This is a genomic window from Longimicrobiaceae bacterium, from assembly GCA_035696245.1.
In the GTDB taxonomy this organism is placed as follows: Bacteria; Gemmatimonadota; Gemmatimonadetes; order Longimicrobiales; family Longimicrobiaceae; genus DASRQW01.
This window is the reverse complement of the sequence record DASRQW010000195.1, coordinates 1-14,396: the sequence shown is the minus strand read 5'-3', so window position 1 is coordinate 14,396 and position 14,396 is coordinate 1. Positions and strand designations below refer to the sequence as shown.

At 68.9% G+C, this 14,396-nt stretch carries 13 protein-coding genes; 2 read left to right on the top strand and 11 right to left on the bottom strand.

The genetic code is table 11. The annotated features are described in order from the left end of the window. The 3 genes from VFE05_09315 to VFE05_09305 form a co-directional block, all read right to left on the bottom strand. Positions 1–1,758: DNA topoisomerase subunit B (locus VFE05_09315; protein ID HET6230255.1), on the bottom strand; the 1,758-nt coding region annotated here is incomplete at its 3' end. 75 nt (positions 1,759–1,833) lie between these two features. Beyond that, on the bottom strand, positions 1,834–2,202 hold the full coding sequence (locus VFE05_09310; GenBank protein ID HET6230254.1) for a DUF721 domain-containing protein: 369 nt from the start codon (positions 2,200–2,202) through the stop codon (positions 1,834–1,836). A gap of 146 nt (positions 2,203–2,348) precedes the next feature. Continuing rightward, on the bottom strand, positions 2,349–3,101 hold the full coding sequence (locus tag VFE05_09305; GenBank protein ID HET6230253.1) for an endonuclease/exonuclease/phosphatase family protein: 753 nt from the start codon (positions 3,099–3,101) through the stop codon (positions 2,349–2,351). Positions 3,102–3,359: 258 nt separating this feature from the next. On the opposite strand from VFE05_09305, the gene VFE05_09300 reads away from it, so the two are divergent. Then, positions 3,360–4,430: a hypothetical protein gene (locus VFE05_09300; protein ID HET6230252.1), complete on the top strand. Its 1,071-nt coding sequence runs from the start codon at positions 3,360–3,362 to the stop codon at positions 4,428–4,430. Positions 4,431–4,457: 27 nt separating this feature from the next. On the opposite strand, the gene VFE05_09295 is transcribed toward VFE05_09300, so the two are convergent. The 7 genes from VFE05_09295 to VFE05_09265 form a co-directional block, all read right to left on the bottom strand. Next, positions 4,458–5,588 (bottom strand): DNA replication/repair protein RecF, encoded by a 1,131-nt coding sequence (locus VFE05_09295; protein HET6230251.1) that lies wholly within the window; start codon positions 5,586–5,588, stop codon positions 4,458–4,460. 199 nt (positions 5,589–5,787) lie between these two features. Then, positions 5,788–6,315: a methylated-DNA--[protein]-cysteine S-methyltransferase gene (locus VFE05_09290; GenBank protein HET6230250.1), complete on the bottom strand. Its 528-nt coding sequence runs from the start codon at positions 6,313–6,315 to the stop codon at positions 5,788–5,790. A 110-nt stretch (positions 6,316–6,425) separates the two neighbouring features. After that, the gene (locus VFE05_09285) at positions 6,426–7,211 is read right to left on the bottom strand and encodes an enoyl-CoA hydratase-related protein (protein ID HET6230249.1); all 786 of its coding nucleotides are present in this window, start codon (positions 7,209–7,211) and stop codon (positions 6,426–6,428) included. 32 nt (positions 7,212–7,243) lie between these two features. Next, a complete protein-coding gene (locus VFE05_09280; GenBank protein ID HET6230248.1) occupies positions 7,244–8,167 on the bottom strand; it encodes a dihydrodipicolinate synthase family protein in 924 nt (307 codons plus the stop codon). Next, positions 8,158–9,045: a HAMP domain-containing sensor histidine kinase gene (locus VFE05_09275; protein ID HET6230247.1), complete on the bottom strand. Its 888-nt coding sequence runs from the start codon at positions 9,043–9,045 to the stop codon at positions 8,158–8,160. The genes VFE05_09280 and VFE05_09275 overlap by 10 nt, the downstream gene beginning before the upstream one ends. A gap of 53 nt (positions 9,046–9,098) precedes the next feature. Further along, positions 9,099–9,458 (bottom strand): hypothetical protein, encoded by a 360-nt coding sequence (locus VFE05_09270; GenBank protein ID HET6230246.1) that lies wholly within the window; start codon positions 9,456–9,458, stop codon positions 9,099–9,101. A 425-nt stretch (positions 9,459–9,883) separates the two neighbouring features. Then, positions 9,884–11,047 carry a site-2 protease family protein gene (locus VFE05_09265; protein HET6230245.1) on the bottom strand — a complete coding sequence of 388 codons (1,164 nt, stop codon included), beginning with the start codon at positions 11,045–11,047 and terminating at the stop codon, positions 9,884–9,886. A 147-nt stretch (positions 11,048–11,194) separates the two neighbouring features. Here VFE05_09265 and rho point away from each other — a divergent pair, with 147 nt between their 5' ends. Beyond that, complete coding sequence (gene rho / locus VFE05_09260) at positions 11,195–12,448, top strand: transcription termination factor Rho (GenBank protein HET6230244.1); 1,254 nt, start codon at positions 11,195–11,197, stop codon at positions 12,446–12,448. A gap of 245 nt (positions 12,449–12,693) precedes the next feature. Here the strand turns inward: rho and VFE05_09255 are convergent, their stop codons facing one another. Then, on the bottom strand, positions 12,694–13,248 hold the full coding sequence (locus VFE05_09255; GenBank protein ID HET6230243.1) for a phosphoribosyltransferase family protein: 555 nt from the start codon (positions 13,246–13,248) through the stop codon (positions 12,694–12,696). Positions 13,249–14,396: the final 1,148 nt, after the last annotated feature.

Here is a 14,396-nt window from a genome sequence, read left to right as displayed (position 1 = left end):
GCGCTGCACGTGGATCCCCTTCCCGTCCCCGTCGCCCCCCTTGAGGCGGCCGAGGATCTCGTCGCGCTCCGGGTCGGAGTAGGCGTAGTACTCCTGCTTCCCCTTCCCGACGCGGTAGAGGGGCGGCTGCGCGATGTAGATCATCCCCTCCTCGATGAGCTGCCGCATCTGGCGGAAGAAGAAGGTGAGGAGCAGCGTCCGGATGTGCGCGCCGTCCACGTCGGCGTCGGTCATCAGGATGATCTTGTGGTAGCGGGCGTTCTTCACGTCGAACTCGTCGTCGCCGATGCCCGTGCCGATGGCGGTGATGATGGCGCGGATCTCGTCGTTCGAGAGGATCTTGTCGAAGCGGGCCCGCTCCACGTTCAGGATCTTCCCCTTGAGCGGGAGGATCGCCTGGTAGGCGCGGTCGCGCCCCTGCTTGGCGGAGCCGCCGGCGGAGTCGCCCTCCACGATGTAGATCTCGGAGGCTTCCGGGTTGTTCATCGAGCAGTCGGCGAGCTTGCCGGGGAGGACGCCGGTCTCCAGCGCGCTCTTCTTCCGGGTCAGGTCCCGCGCCTTGCGGGCCGCCTCGCGCGCGCGCGCCGCCGACACCGCCTTCTCGATGATCGCGCGGGCGACGGAGGGGTTCTCCTCGAGGAACTCGCCCAGCTTCTCCGCGACCACGCTCTCCACCGCGCCCTTCACCTCGCTGTTCCCCAGCTTGGTCTTCGTCTGCCCCTCGAACTGCGGCTCCTTCACCTTCACGGAGAGCACGCAGGTGAGACCTTCGCGCGTGTCATCGCCGGAGAGGGCGTCCATCCCGCCCTTCTTGAAGAGCCCCGCCTTGCGGGCGTAGTCGTTGATCGAGCGGGTGAGCGCCGACTTGAAGCCGGTGAGGTGCGTTCCGCCCTCGTGGGTGTTGATGTTGTTGACGAAGGTGAACGTGTTCTCGTTGTACCCGTCGTCGTACTGCATGGCGATCTCGATCTCGGCCTCGGGGCGCGACGCCTCGATGTAGATCACGTCCGGGTGCAGCGGCTTGCGGGTGCCGCGCAGGTGGTCCACGAACTCGCGGAGGCCGCCCTCGTAGTGGTAGTCGTCGCGCCGCACCTCGCCGCCCTCGGCCACCGGCCGCTCGTCGGTGAGGGTGATGCGCACGCCCTTGTTGAGGAAGGCCAGCTCGCGCAGCCGGTTGGAAAGCGTGTCGAACGAGTAGGTGGTCTCTTCGAAGATCTGCGGGTCGGGCTTGAACGAGACGATGGTCCCGCGCTGCAGCGTGGTACCCGTCATCTTCAGGTCGTGCGTCTTGTCGCCGCGCGAGAAGGCGATCTCGTAGACCTTGCCCTCGCGGCGCACGGTCACGCGCGTCCACTCCGAGAGCGCGTTCACGACGCTCACGCCCACGCCGTGCAGGCCGCCGGAGACCTTGTACGAGCCGCCTTCCTGGTTCTCGAACTTGCCGCCGGCGTGCAGCACCGTGAGGGCGAGCTCCACCGCCGGGACCTTCTCGGTGGGGTGCATGTCCACGGGGATGCCGCGGCCGTTGTCCACCACGGTGATGGAGTTGTCGGCGTGGATGGTGACGTCCACGCTGTCGGCGAAGCCGGCCAGCGCCTCGTCGATGGAGTTGTCCACCACCTCGTACACCAGGTGGTGCAGCCCGCGCGGGCCGGTGGAGCCGATGTACATGCCCGGCCGCTTGCGGACCGCCTCCAGGCCCTTGAGGACCTGGATCTGCCCGGCATTGTATTCGTCGGCTCCGTTGTTCGTCGCCATACGCTCAGTTCGTCTGGTTTGCGGGTTGAGTGCTACGCGGACTGATACACCGGCGCGCGCGGAATGTTCGGGTTTTCAGCGGTATCTGCTGCCGTGCCCGCCCGCCGGAGCGGGGTCCGGCTCGCCCATCATCACGAAGACGAGCTGCCTGATGCGGCCGTCGCCCTTGCCGGCGTTCAGGTGCCGCATCAGGTCGCCCTTCATCAGGTTCAGCTCCATGAGCCACGCGCTGGTGGAGACGCCCACGAAGAGGGTGCCCTCGGACACGCGCAGCGGCTGGGTGACAGCGGCGATGGCGGGACCCACGCGCTCGCTCCACTCGGCCAGCGACGACGCGGCCTCGACCTTGGTGGCGATGCCGGCGCGCTCCAGGTAGCGCGACACGAGGTCGCCCACGGCCTGCGGCTGGCCGGGCTTGGCGGACGGGCGGCGGGGATGGGCCAAGGGTGCGGGGTTCCGGCGGGATGAGGGGCGGAGCAGGACCAAAACCGGAATATAGCACGCGCGCACGCGAGCGACCACGTTTCGGGCGATGTTCGCGTGCGCACGCATACACGCACGTGTGCACGCGTACGCGCGGGCGAATTATTTCAGCCCGTACGGCCCTCTGGCAGCGCCGGCGGATGCGCATCTCCCGCGACCCGCTCATCGCCGCCGCCAGGGCCCACGTCCACGACGAGCGGTCGATGATCGCTCACGGTGCACCAGTCGTCGTAGCCGCCCACCCGCACGCCGGTGAGCCGCGCCGCCCACTCCCGGGGAAGGAAGCAGTAGTCGATGTGGAGCGGCAGCAGGCGGTTCCACGTGAGGTAGAACGTGGGCTGCGTCTCCGCTCCCTGCGCCTCGTCCGTGAACCGATGATACGCGCTGACCAGTCCCAGCTCGGCCAGCAGGGAGACGAGGTAGCCGTGATCTCGCGACCCGGGCGTCTTCCGGTTCCAGATGGCGTTCGAGTTGAAGTCGCCCATCACGACGGACGGGCGGGACGCGATCACGTCGGCGTACGACTCCACGGCGCGGATCACCGCCTTCACGTACGGGTGAGGCTTGTCCGCCAGGCTCCAGATGGCGAGCAGGAAGAAGGGCTCCGGCCCGCCGACCTCCACCGGAAATGCGAACCGCGGCACGTCCGGCGCTTCGGGGAACGGGCGCAGAGCGATGCCTTCCCGCGCCCACACGCCGAGCCCCTGGTTCGGGTTCTCGCCCATCCAGAGCCATCGCGAATCGTCCGGCGCGGGCTTCGCACACTCCGGCATCACGAGCACGTCCGGCGCGAGCGCGAACGCGTGCGGAGCCTTGGCCGCGATCTTCCCGCGGCAGCAGTTCCAGGTGACGAGTCGCATCGGAGGGACGCGGAAGGGTGAGCGGCGGGGAGGAACGGACAAAGGACAGACGAGCCTACGTCTCGAGGACCCCGCCACCATTGCTGCCACTTCCCAGCCGCCATTTCCCAGCGGAACAGGGAAGCTACACGGGCCCTCGGGATGATGGCGGGCTGGCCCCCGCAAGCGCACATTATACGTCGCCTGCGCAACAATTCCCGCTGCTGGTCCGAGTGACAAGCAGAATGCCAGTGACCCTCGGACCACACACTCTATCGTATGTCTAAGAGCTTCTGGTTAGAGGTGACAGATCGGAAAGACTTGGGTGCCGACCTTCATGCGCCACAGACGAACGAAACGGGAAAGCCGTTCTGGAGTTATTCGCTCATCAACGCGCTCTCGTCAGGAGACACGGTCTTCCACTATCACAAGCCGCGCAGCGCCATCGTCGGCGTTTCACGGGTGGATGGAAACGTTCGAGAGGAAGAGGTACAGTGGGCGGCGAGAGGTACATCGGCACGGAACGCGAAGATCACCCCACACATGCGGCCGGGGTGGGTACGTGGCTTACGCGAATTCACGCAGCTCGACACGCTGGTGACGCTGGCTGACGTACGGCGAGAAGCGGCGGCGCTCCAGGAACTCACCGCGCGGTTGAAGGCGGAGCAGAAGGGAGCCATCTTCTTCCCTTTCGCACTCTCTCACAAGCGCCCCCCCCGCCCCTCACAGGGCTACCTCTTCAAAGTCCCTGACGAGTTTGTTCGGCTGTTCCCTTCCCTCGCGGAGGCGGCCGGCGTGTCGAAAGAGGTGGTATACGCAATCGGCGCCGGGACGAGCACACCGGTAGCGAAAAGAGCAGTTCGGGAACCACGACCGACCACCTATCAGCCTTCCCCGCTCGGCCGGCCGTATCAAGCGGCGGACGAAGCAGCTTCCCGAACCGAGATCAACCTGTTCCCAGTGGACCCGTCGGTCGTCGAACGTGGGTTGAAGGGTCATGCCATAACTCAGAACGCACTCGCTGCAGAGCTCCGCGCCCGCGGCCTTGAACCGCGTTCTCCAGCGGCCGGAGAACCGGAATTCGACCTCGGGTGGGAACATGCGGGCCGCAGAGTCGTCGCGGAAGTGAAGAGTCTCACGAACCAGAACGAAGAACGGCAGCTCCGGCTTGGGCTCGGCCAGCTCATTCACTACCGGGCAATGCTCGCGAAACCAACGGCGGGCGTCGACGGAGTGCTAGTGGTTGAACGCCCTCCGCGGGATCTGCGGTGGCTGAGCGTGTGCGAGAGCGTCGGCGTACGTCTCGTGTGGCCAGCGGTTTTCGGTAGCCTGTGGGGGCCGACGAGCTGAAGCAGGTCGCGTGAACGCGCCCCTGCCCTACATCTCCCGAAGCACGCCGGCGGACATGCGCCAGCGGGGGAGGGAGTGGCCGTGGATCTGGAAGTCGCTGGGCTTGGGGGAGGTGAGGATGACCTGGCCGCCCTCGGCGCTGTCGATCCACTCCACGATGCGCTCGCTGCGGCCGGGGTCCAGCTCGGCGAACACGTCGTCGAGCAGGATCACGGACTCGCGGCCGCGCGTCTCGCGGATCGTCTCCGCCTCCACCATGCGCGCGGCGATCGCGGCGGTGCGCTGCTGCCCGCCAGAGCCGTACGTGCGGACGTCGAGCGAGGAGCCGTCCGGCGCCTCCACCGCGAACGTCAGGTCGTCGCGATGCGGGCCCACGAGCGTCATCCCGCGCCGCTGCTCGCGCTCGGCCGAGCGCTCCAGCGCGGCGCGGAAGGCATCCGCCACGTCGGCCGCGGACGGCGTCTCGCCTTCCCATCCCCCGATCGACGGGTCGAAGCCGATGCTGCCGGGCTGCCCGCCGGCCACGCGGGCGTAGTGCGCGGCGAAGCCCGCGGCGCGCTCGGCGACCCAGCCCGCACGGGCGGCCACGACGCGGCTTCCGCTCGCGATCAGCCCTTCGTTCCAGGCGGAGACCAGCGCGGGCGCGGCGCCCTGCCGCAGCAGGGTGTTCCGCTGGAAGAGCGCCTGGCGGTAGCGCTGGAGCGCGGCTACGTAGCCCGGCTCGGCCAGGGAGAGGACGATGTCGATGAATCGCCGCCGCTCCCCCGGCCCGCCCGCCACGATCTCCACGTCCGACGGCGAGAAGATCACCGCGCCCACGCCGCCCAGCGCGTCGGCCAGGCGCTCGGGCTCGTTGCCGTTGACCGTGACCTTCTTCTTGCGGCGGCGGCGCTCGTACGCGGCGGCGATCTCCTTCTCGCGGCCGTCGGGGTCGCGCAGGGTGCCCTCCACGCGGAACACCTCCTCGCCGAAGCGCACGAGCTGGTCGTCGGGCGCGCCGCGGAAGGAGCGGAAGATCTCCAGGTAGTAGATCGATTCCAGCAGGTTCGTCTTGCCCTGCCCGTTGTCGCCGATGATGGCGACGCCCTGGGGCGGCAGCTCGACTTCCTGGTCCGCGAAGTTGCGGTAGTTGCGGAGGCGGAGGCGGGAGACGTACACGAGGACCGCGGCTTCGGCCTGACGCGCGGGCGTCAGGCCGCGCCCATGCGAGGGCGCGCGCAGGCGCGGACGCGCGGACGCGAGACTGCCCCGGACGAATTGGATACAGATGCACGGGAGATGCGCGGCATCGGCGGATCCGCATCTCCCGCAACCGCCGTGGACGTGAGATGCGCGGCGGGGGATGGAACGCGGCGGATCACCACCCGGCGACGCCCTCGTGGCGGAGAAACCAGCGCTTCAGCTCGGCGCCGGGGCCGTCCGGGCCACTGCCCATGTAGCCGCCCAGCCGGTTGCCCGACGCGAGCACGCGGTGGCACGGCACGATGATGGGCACCGGGTTGCGCGAGTTCGCCTGCCCCACCGCACGGGGCGCCTTCGGGATGCCGACCATCGCGGCGATGTCGGAGTACGACCGTGTCTCGCCGTACGGAATCTCCGACAGCGCGGCCCACACGCGCTGCTGGAACTCCGTGCCCGCCAGGCTGAGCGGCAGGTCGAACTCCCTGCGCCGCCCACGGAAGTAGTCGCGCAGCTGCTCGGACAGCGCCCACCCCAGCGCGTCGTCGCGCGAGGGCTCGGCGGCGAACGGGTGCTTCTGGTGCGTGCCCGGCTTCGGGAGATGCAGCCCGGTCACGCGCTCGCCGTCGTGCTCCGCCAGCAGCGTGCCGATGGGGGACGTGAGCTTGAGCTTGTACGCGGTTGGGGAAGACACGGACGAGGGCATGGGGAATCTCCGTCTGCTGCGCCGGCCGGGCTGCGGTAGCGCGTTCGGGATCGTGCGATGCGGGGGAAGGGATGGGCGCCCCGATGGGCGGAGCGCGCCCGTCGATGGGCCTACTTGCCGGTGAACGCGGCCTTCCGCTTCTCCAGGAACGCCGTCATCCCCTCGCGCATGTCGGCGGTGCTGGCGAGCAGGCCGAAGAGGTTGCTCTCCAGCGCCAGGCCGTCGTCTACCGACATCTCCATCCCGCGCGTGGCGCACTCGATGGCGAGGCCCAGGGCGATGGGTCCGTTGCCCAGGATGGTCTGCATCAGCGCGCGGGCGGCGCCGGCCAGCTCGGCCTGCGGGACGACCTTGTTGACCAGGCCGATGCGGTACGCCTCGGCCGCGTCGATCATGCCGCCGGTGAGCATCAGCTCCAGCGCGCGGCCCTTGCCCACGATGCGCGGCAGGCGCAGCGTGCCGCCGTAGCCGGGGATGATGCCCAGCTTCACCTCGGGCAACCCGAACTTCGCGTTCTCGCTCGCGATACGGAGGTGGCAGGCGAGCGCGAGCTCGCATCCCCCGCCCAGCGCGAAGCCGTTCACCGCGGCCAGCACCGGCTTGCGCGACAGCTCCAGCGCGCGGAAGGCGCGCTGCCCCATGCGGCTGACCTCCACGCCGTCGATGGAGCCCATCTTCGCCAGCTCCGCGATGTCCGCGCCCGCCACGAACGCCTTCTCGCCCACGCCGGTGAGGATCACGCCGCGCACGTCGCCGCGCGCCGCGACCTCGTCGGCCATGCGCCCGAGCTCGCGGATGGTCTGGTCGTTCAGCGCGTTGAGCTTGTCGGGGCGGTTCACGGAGACGGTGGCGATGCCGTCTTCGACCTCGATCAGCAGGTTCCCGTATTCGGACATGGACGCGGGCTCGGTTGGCGTGGGTCGCGGGGTCACGAAGAGGGCGACAAGCTAGCGGAGCGGCGTGGCGCGAGCAACGCCGCGTCCAGCGCGGTCCTCACCGCCTCCATCTCCTTCGCGCGAAGGGGCTTGAGCGGCGGCCGGGGCGCCCCGCCGCGCAGCCCCAGGGCGTCCATCGCCGCCTTCACGCCCGCCACGCCCATCCCGCCCACCACCGCGCGGTGCAGCGGCGCCACGCGCTCCTGGATCCTCCCCGCCGCGCCGAACTCCCCCGCGCGGAACAGCCGGTGGATGTCAGCGCACTCCACCGCCGCGAGCAGGGAGACGGCCAGGACGCCGCCGCGCGCCCCCGTCTCCAGCGCGCCGTAGAAGACCGCGCCGCTGCCCGCGAGCACCGCGCACCGGCTCCCACACGCGTCCACCAGCGCGCCCAGCGTCTTCAGGTCGCCGGAAGAGTCCTTGATGCCGGCGATGTTGTCGTGCTTCGCCAGCTCGCCCACGAGGCCGGCCTGAAGCTCGATCCCCGTGTACTGCGGCGGCACCTGGTAGAGGATGACGGGCACCGGCGACGCGTCCGCCACCGCCGTGAAGTGGTCGCGCAGCGCCTCCGCCGTCATCGCCGGGCGGTAGTACGACGGCGGCTGCACGAGCACCGCGTCCGCCCCGTGCCTCGCCGCCTCGCGCGAGAGGCGGATCGTCGCGCGCGTGGACTCCGCGCCCGTTCCGGCCAGGAGCAGCCGGCCGCCGTCCACCAGCTCGCGTGTGCCCTCCAGCAGTGCCGCCCGCTCGTCGTCGTCCACCAGCAGCCCCTCGCCGGTAGAGCCGAAGAGGACGATGCCGGCGAGCGGTGCGGAGAGCCAGGCGCGCACGTTGGCCCGCATGGCGATCACGTCCGCATCTCCCGTCACCGGGTCGAACGGCGTGGTGGCGGGGGCGAAGACGCCGTTCAGGTCCATGCGGCCTCGCCGTCGCCCGCGGCCAGCGCGCCGGCCACCGTGCCCTCGCCGTACAGCGGCAGCAGAATGGTGAACGACGTGCCCTCGCCCTCGCGCGACTGCACCTCCAGGCGCCCCGCGTGCCCCTCCACGATCTCCTTGCAGATCGCCAGTCCCAGCCCCATCCCCTTCCCCTTGGTCGATACGAAGGGCTGGAAGATGCGCTCCGCCTTGTCGGGAGCGATCCCCGGCCCGTTGTCGGCCACCGTCACGGCGGCCATGGCGCCCACGCGGTCCACGCCCAGGCGCAGGCGGCGGTCGTCCTGCCCCTCCATGGCCTCGCGCGCGTTGCGGACCAGGTTGTCCAGCACCTGGTGCAGGTAGTACGCGTCGCCGTACACGACCGCCTCGCGGATCCCGGTTCCGTCCACGCGCAGGCCCGTGCCCGCCGCCTCGCGGGTCTCGTTCCCCGCCACCTGCCGGACAAGGTCGTGCAGCGCCAGCGGCTGCCGCGACAGCGCGCGCCGCGAGCCGGACGCGTAGACCGAGAGCTCGTCCAGCATCGCCACCAGGCGCTGCGACTCGCCCACGATGGCGTCGCACACGTCCTGCCGGCTGGCCGGGTCCTCCACGATGGCGCGGTCCAGCAGCAGGTCCGCATGGAGGACGATGGTCTGCAGCGGGTTCTTGATCTGGTGCAGGATGCGCGCGGTCGCCGTGCCGATGGCCGCCAGCTTCTCCTCTTCCACCCGGCGCTGGTACGTGCGCCGCAGCAGCGCCGCGAAGACGCCCACGGCGAACACCACCACGCTCACCACCACCACCAGGTTCACGAAGAAGATGACGCGCGGGTCCGGGAGCGGTCCGGAGCTTCCGGCGGCGGCGAGAAGGAGCAGCATGAAGCGGGTGGGAAGGGGCGAGGCGGCGCGCCGGGGCGGCGGTCCGCGGCAGGTCAGTCGTCGGCGGGAGCGTCGTCGAGGGTACGGCAGATGGAGAACACGATGGTCTCGCCCGCGTCGGCGCCGGCGGGCACCACCGTCTCCACGATCACGCGGCGCACCACCCCGCGCACGTCCTCGAGCGCCACCTCGAAGTCGATTCCCAGCTCTTCCGAGCGCACGCGCGTGCGTACGCGGGGGCCGGGCTCCTGCGCAGGCAGGTCGCCGTTGCGCAGCAGCGTCTTGGTGCTCTGGCGGCCCGTGCCCAGGCCGCGCGTGACCTTCACCTGGCGCAGCCAGTCCGGCGGGTACGCCACGGTGTACGTGCGCCCGCGCTGGTCTTCGCCCCGTCCCTCGCGATTGTGGCGTCCCATGCCCGTGCCTCCCGCGTGCCGGTGAGCCCTGCCACCGCCGGACCATCCCGCGTAACATCCCCGCCACGCCCGCCCATGTCAAGCCGCGCGAACGCTCCCGCCGCTTGGCGGCGAGCCGTCCGCACGCATCCGCCCAGGTCCATCGATCACCCGCCGCATCCCGTCCGCCACGCATCCACGGCTCATCCGCAGATCGGGACGACGTGGATCAGAGGAAGAGGATGGATGTGGATGAGGTAGATGCACATCTATCGAGAATTTCGAGAAGATGGGCCGTTGGATACGCATCTCCCGTTCACCCCGCCGTTAACCGCCGATGCGCGAGCGGCGACGTGTGGCGGTGGGTCGGTCGATGCGACGAACCCAACAGGCGGGCGGCTCGCGGTGTCTCTTCTCGAGGGCGGCGGCGGGAAGCGGGCCGGTGGTCAGAACGGCTTCGGGACGAAGGTGAGGACGAAGATGGCGATGCACGCCCACGCGACCCACCGGCGCGCGCCCGTGAGCGGGAACTCGGGATCGAACACGCGCGGATGCACCACGGAGCCGCGGCCCACGACGAGGATGAGCGCCGCCCAGACCCACCAGCCGCTCCAGACCGTGCCCGCCGCCGCCATGATCGCCAGCGCCGCGAACCCGACGTACCGCTGCCGCGCGCCGAAGAGGGCGGAGGTGACGTGGCCGCCGTCCAGCTGCCCTGCCGGCAGAAGGTTCATGGCCGTCATGAACAGCCCGAACCACCCCGCGACCGCCAGCGGGTGCAGGAACACCGCCCCGTGCGCGGAGCTCGTGAGGTGCGCGAGGAGCTGGAAGAGGAGGGACGGCTGGAGCTGCCCCATCGGCTGGCCGGCGTACATCACGTAGAACGCGGCGCCGCGGTGGCCGGGCGGGAGGGGATGCGCGGTGCTCATCCACAGACCGGCCGCGAGCGCGGGGATGCTCAGGACGAAGCTGGCCAGCGGCCCGCCCGCACCCACGTCCAGCAGCACCGCGCGGTTCACCATGGGCGACCGCAGCCGGATGAACGCCCCGAACGTGCCGATGGGGTTCACGAAGTACGGCGCGGGCACGAAGTACGGCGGAGACACGCTCATCGCGTGGCGCAGCGCCGTGAGGTAGTGCCCCATCTCGTGCGCGAAGAGGATCGCCAGCAGCGGCAGCGAGAACCACAGCCCCGGCGCCAGGTCCGCGGCGGAGATGGCGACGGGCCAGTCCAGGGTCGTGAAGCCCAGCGGCACCTCGCGCACCTGCGGGTTCCAGCCGGCGATCAGCGCGCCGGTGAAGGTGGTGGCGAGGAGCGTGAGCGCGAAGAGCAGCCCGTGCAGCCACCAGCGCTCCCGCGGGCGCGGCACGGCGCGGCGGACCAGCGTGACCTCGTCGCCGTCGGAGGATGTGCGGTCGTAGCGCGGCCCCGCCCAGTCCGCGAGCGAAGCACCGACCGCGGGATCGGCCGCGTTCAGGCCCGGGTGGAGCGTTCCCTGCAAGACTTCCAGGTCGTGGATGCGTACCAGGCGCAGCGTGGAGAACAGCTCGGGAAGGGGCCTCGCGGCGCTCTTGACCCCGCCCCAGGCGGGCGTTAGGTTGTGCCGCATAGACCCCAAAATGTCTGCCACCCGGTCCCCGGGCGCTCCGCGCCTCCTGCCTCTGGCATCTCCGCCCCTTCACTACAGCACATGGAACGCGAACGGCCGAGCCAGCGACTCCGGCCGCCGCACGCGTTGACCCATTCGGAGCACGTCGTGGACATCACTGCGATCAAATCCAAGAGCATCGCCGAGCTGCACGAGATGGCCGAAGGGCTGAACATCTCCAACTACTCGGGATTGCGCAAGCAGGACCTGATCTACCGGATCGAGCAGAACCTGCTCGACTCGGACGTCGTGCTGCGCGGCGAGGGCGTGCTCGAAGTCCTCCCCGAGGGCTACGGCTTCCTCCGCTCGCAGGACTGGAACTACCTGTACGGGCCCGACGACATCTACGTCTCGCCCAGCCAGATCAAGCGGTTCGACCTGCGCACCGGCGACACCGTGCTGGGCCAGGTGCGCCCGCCCAAGGAAGGCGAGCGTTACCTGGCGCTGCTCAAGGTGGAGCGCGTCAACGGCGACGAGCCGGAGAAGGCCAAGCACCGCATCGCCTTCGACAACCTGCGCCCCCGCTACCCGGACCAGCGCATCCACCTGGAGGTGGGCTCGGGCGACATCTCCATGCGGGTGATGGACCTGGTGGCGCCGCTCGGCAAGGGCCAGCGCGGCCTGATCGTGGCGCCGCCCAAGGCCGGCAAGACGATCCTGATGCAGAAGATGGCCAACGCCATCACCGAGAACCATCCGGAGGTGCACCTGATCGTGCTGCTCATCGACGAGCGGCCCGAAGAGGTGACCGACATGCAGGAGAACGTGCGCGCCGAGGTGATCTCGTCCACCTTCGACGAGCCGGCGGACCGGCACACGCAGGTCGCCGAGATGGTGCTGGAGAAGGCCAAGCGCCTGGTGGAGCACGGCAAGGACGTGGTGATCCTGCTGGACTCCATCACCCGCCTGGCCCGTGCATACAACGTCACCGTGCCGCACTCCGGCAAGATCCTGTCGGGCGGCGTGGACGCGCACGCGCTGCACAAGCCCAAGCGCTTCTTCGGCGCGGCCCGCAACATCGAGGAGGGCGGCTCGCTCACCATCGTCGCCACGGCGCTGGTGGACACGGGCAGCCGCATGGACGAGGTGATCTTCGAGGAGTTCAAGGGCACCGGCAACATGGAGGTCGGCCTCGACCGCCACATCGCCGACAAGCGCATCTTCCCGGCGATCGACATCAACCGCTCGGGCACCCGCCGCGAGGACCTGCTGCTCACCGAGATGGAGCTCACGCGCGTGTACCTGCTGCGCAACTTCCTCTCGGACATGCCGCCGGCCGAGGCCATCGGCTTCCTCCTCACGCACATGAAGAAGTCCAAGACCAACAAGGACTTCCTCGACTCGATGGCCAAGGGCGGCTGAGCCGTCTTCAGCAGCTCGGTAGATGGACGAAGGGCCGGCTCCCACGCGCGGAGGCCGGCCCTTCGTATGTCCGTCGATGTCGCGCGTCGCCCCTCAGAAGCATCACGAGGATGGGCGGCATCCACACGACCTGCTCGCAGGCCGTCCATTTCCACTGACCCAGTTCCCATCCGCCGCGCTGCATCCGCGGATACAGCGCGGCGATGCCGGGATAGAGCCCCCGATCCTCCTCCGCGGCTCCTGGCCTACGTGTCGTTCGCCGCGAGCACGTGCAGATACGCGGGATGGGTGACCAGCTCGTCGCCCTCGATGATCTGGCGGTCCCACGGGAAGACGACCAGCGCCTCCGTCTCCAGCGCATGGTAGTCCGGCCGGTAGCCGCCTGGCTTGGTGAAGCTGGCGGCGGTGCGCACCTCCGCGGGCCCCACCTCGCGCACGGCCGCGAGCGCCAGGCGCAGCGTGTCGCCGCTCGTCGTGATCTCGTCCACGATCAGCACCCGCTTGCCGCGCGCCTGTACCGGCGTGGCGGAGAGCACCTCCGGCCGCGCACGGACGACCGCGCCGCGCTCCCGCCGCGAGATCTTCATCGCGTAGAAGTCCGCCTGCAGGATGCTGGCGATGGTGGCCGCCGGCAGCACCCCCGCCGTCGCGATCCCGATCACCACCTCGGGGTCGAAGTCGCGCGCCACCCGCACCGCCAGCGCCCGGCAAAGCTCGCCGAACAGCTCCCAGCTCAACTCGAACGCCTGCCCCGCCGCGCCCGAACGGGCCTGCGGCGGGTGGCTCACGGTGTGCAGCATCGGCGGCTCCTTGCGGTGGGATGGGAAGAGCCGAAAGCGGCTACAAGTTCCGTACCTCGCGTCCCTCCATCCGCAGATGGCGCCCTAAACGCATGCGTTGTTTCCAACGCTCCCGCGAGTTCAGCCCAGCTTCAGTCAGCTATTCGGTAGATGAGCGGAAACCACACGCCCGCTCGACCTATACGGAAGCGTTCTGCTCTCCGTATAACTGACGCTGGTTTCGTGTACTTCACGTTCGTCGCGGCTTCGGTAGAACCGACACCGGCGGGTGTTCGTGTAGCGCCTCTCCCACAGCACCTCATCGCCGTCCTCCGGATGCTAATACCCGCCGTGCCGCGTCTCCGGTGGTCAGTTAGGTGGGCTCCGCCATGAGGTAGTGGCACTTTGCGGTTTGTTACTTGACAGACCGCCACGTCCTCCCTCTCAAAGTCGATCCACCAAACCGATACATGTCCAGAGACTAGCTACTCGTAGGATCTCCGAATCCCCCGATCGATACGCCGTCGTGGGTCCGAATAGAGAACGGGATTCCATCTTGCTCCACAACTGCCTCACCCCGAATCTGGGTAGCGTCGATTTCATTGATCTTCAATCCTTCAAGCCCAAGTCGCCTCGTTGTCCAGATGAGCTCAGCTCCACTAAGGGCACCAATGCTCCAGGGAGTAATAAGCAAGACTAGATTCGCAATCGGCGCAGCGACTACTTCAACGACAGGGTAGATGCCTAGTGGGGCCCAACTAGTAGGTTCACCAGCTTGTCCAGAGTAGGCGATTCCGTTCGCAACGACGCAGCAACTTTGTGCATCGGAAGTCGCAAAAATGCCATTCGCGGCTCTACGATAATCGCGTCCAGGGGAAAATATTGCAATCCAATCAGCTCCCCGTGTCGGGACGCACTTCAGGATGCTCCCCGAGCCAGCGGCCAGAGATCCACCCCCAGAGAAGCAAAATGGTGTTGCGTTGGGAGGCAACTCTCGTAGCACTTCCCAGTCATATTCGTGCGGAAACGTGGTATCAAAGTTCATGACTCAGTCCGGGTGGAAGAAGCGGTGTACGATAACCTCGGTGCGACCAGAGGCCGATGGTCGCGTGAAGATTTCGTAAGTACCCTGACGACCGTTGAGTGCACCCCGCAACTCGTAGCTCACC

What these genes read in the sequence shown, in the direction of transcription:
- VFE05_09305 (HET6230253.1), bottom strand. Translation starts at nt 3,101, where the DNA reads ATGCGACTCGTCACCTGGAACTGCTGCCGCGGGAAGATCGCGGCCAAG.
- VFE05_09300 (HET6230252.1), top strand. Translation starts at nt 3,360, where the DNA reads ATGTCTAAGAGCTTCTGGTTAGAGGTGACAGATCGGAAAGACTTGGGT.
- VFE05_09290 (HET6230250.1), bottom strand. Translation starts at nt 6,315, where the DNA reads ATGCCCTCGTCCGTGTCTTCCCCAACCGCGTACAAGCTCAAGCTCACG.
- VFE05_09285 (HET6230249.1), bottom strand. Translation starts at nt 7,211, where the DNA reads ATGTCCGAATACGGGAACCTGCTGATCGAGGTCGAAGACGGCATCGCC.
- VFE05_09280 (HET6230248.1), bottom strand. Translation starts at nt 8,167, where the DNA reads ATGGACCTGAACGGCGTCTTCGCCCCCGCCACCACGCCGTTCGACCCG.
- VFE05_09275 (HET6230247.1), bottom strand. Translation starts at nt 9,045, where the DNA reads ATGCTGCTCCTTCTCGCCGCCGCCGGAAGCTCCGGACCGCTCCCGGAC.
- VFE05_09270 (HET6230246.1), bottom strand. Translation starts at nt 9,458, where the DNA reads ATGGGACGCCACAATCGCGAGGGACGGGGCGAAGACCAGCGCGGGCGC.
- VFE05_09265 (HET6230245.1), bottom strand. Translation starts at nt 11,047, where the DNA reads ATGCGGCACAACCTAACGCCCGCCTGGGGCGGGGTCAAGAGCGCCGCG.
- VFE05_09255 (HET6230243.1), bottom strand. Translation starts at nt 13,248, where the DNA reads ATGCTGCACACCGTGAGCCACCCGCCGCAGGCCCGTTCGGGCGCGGCG.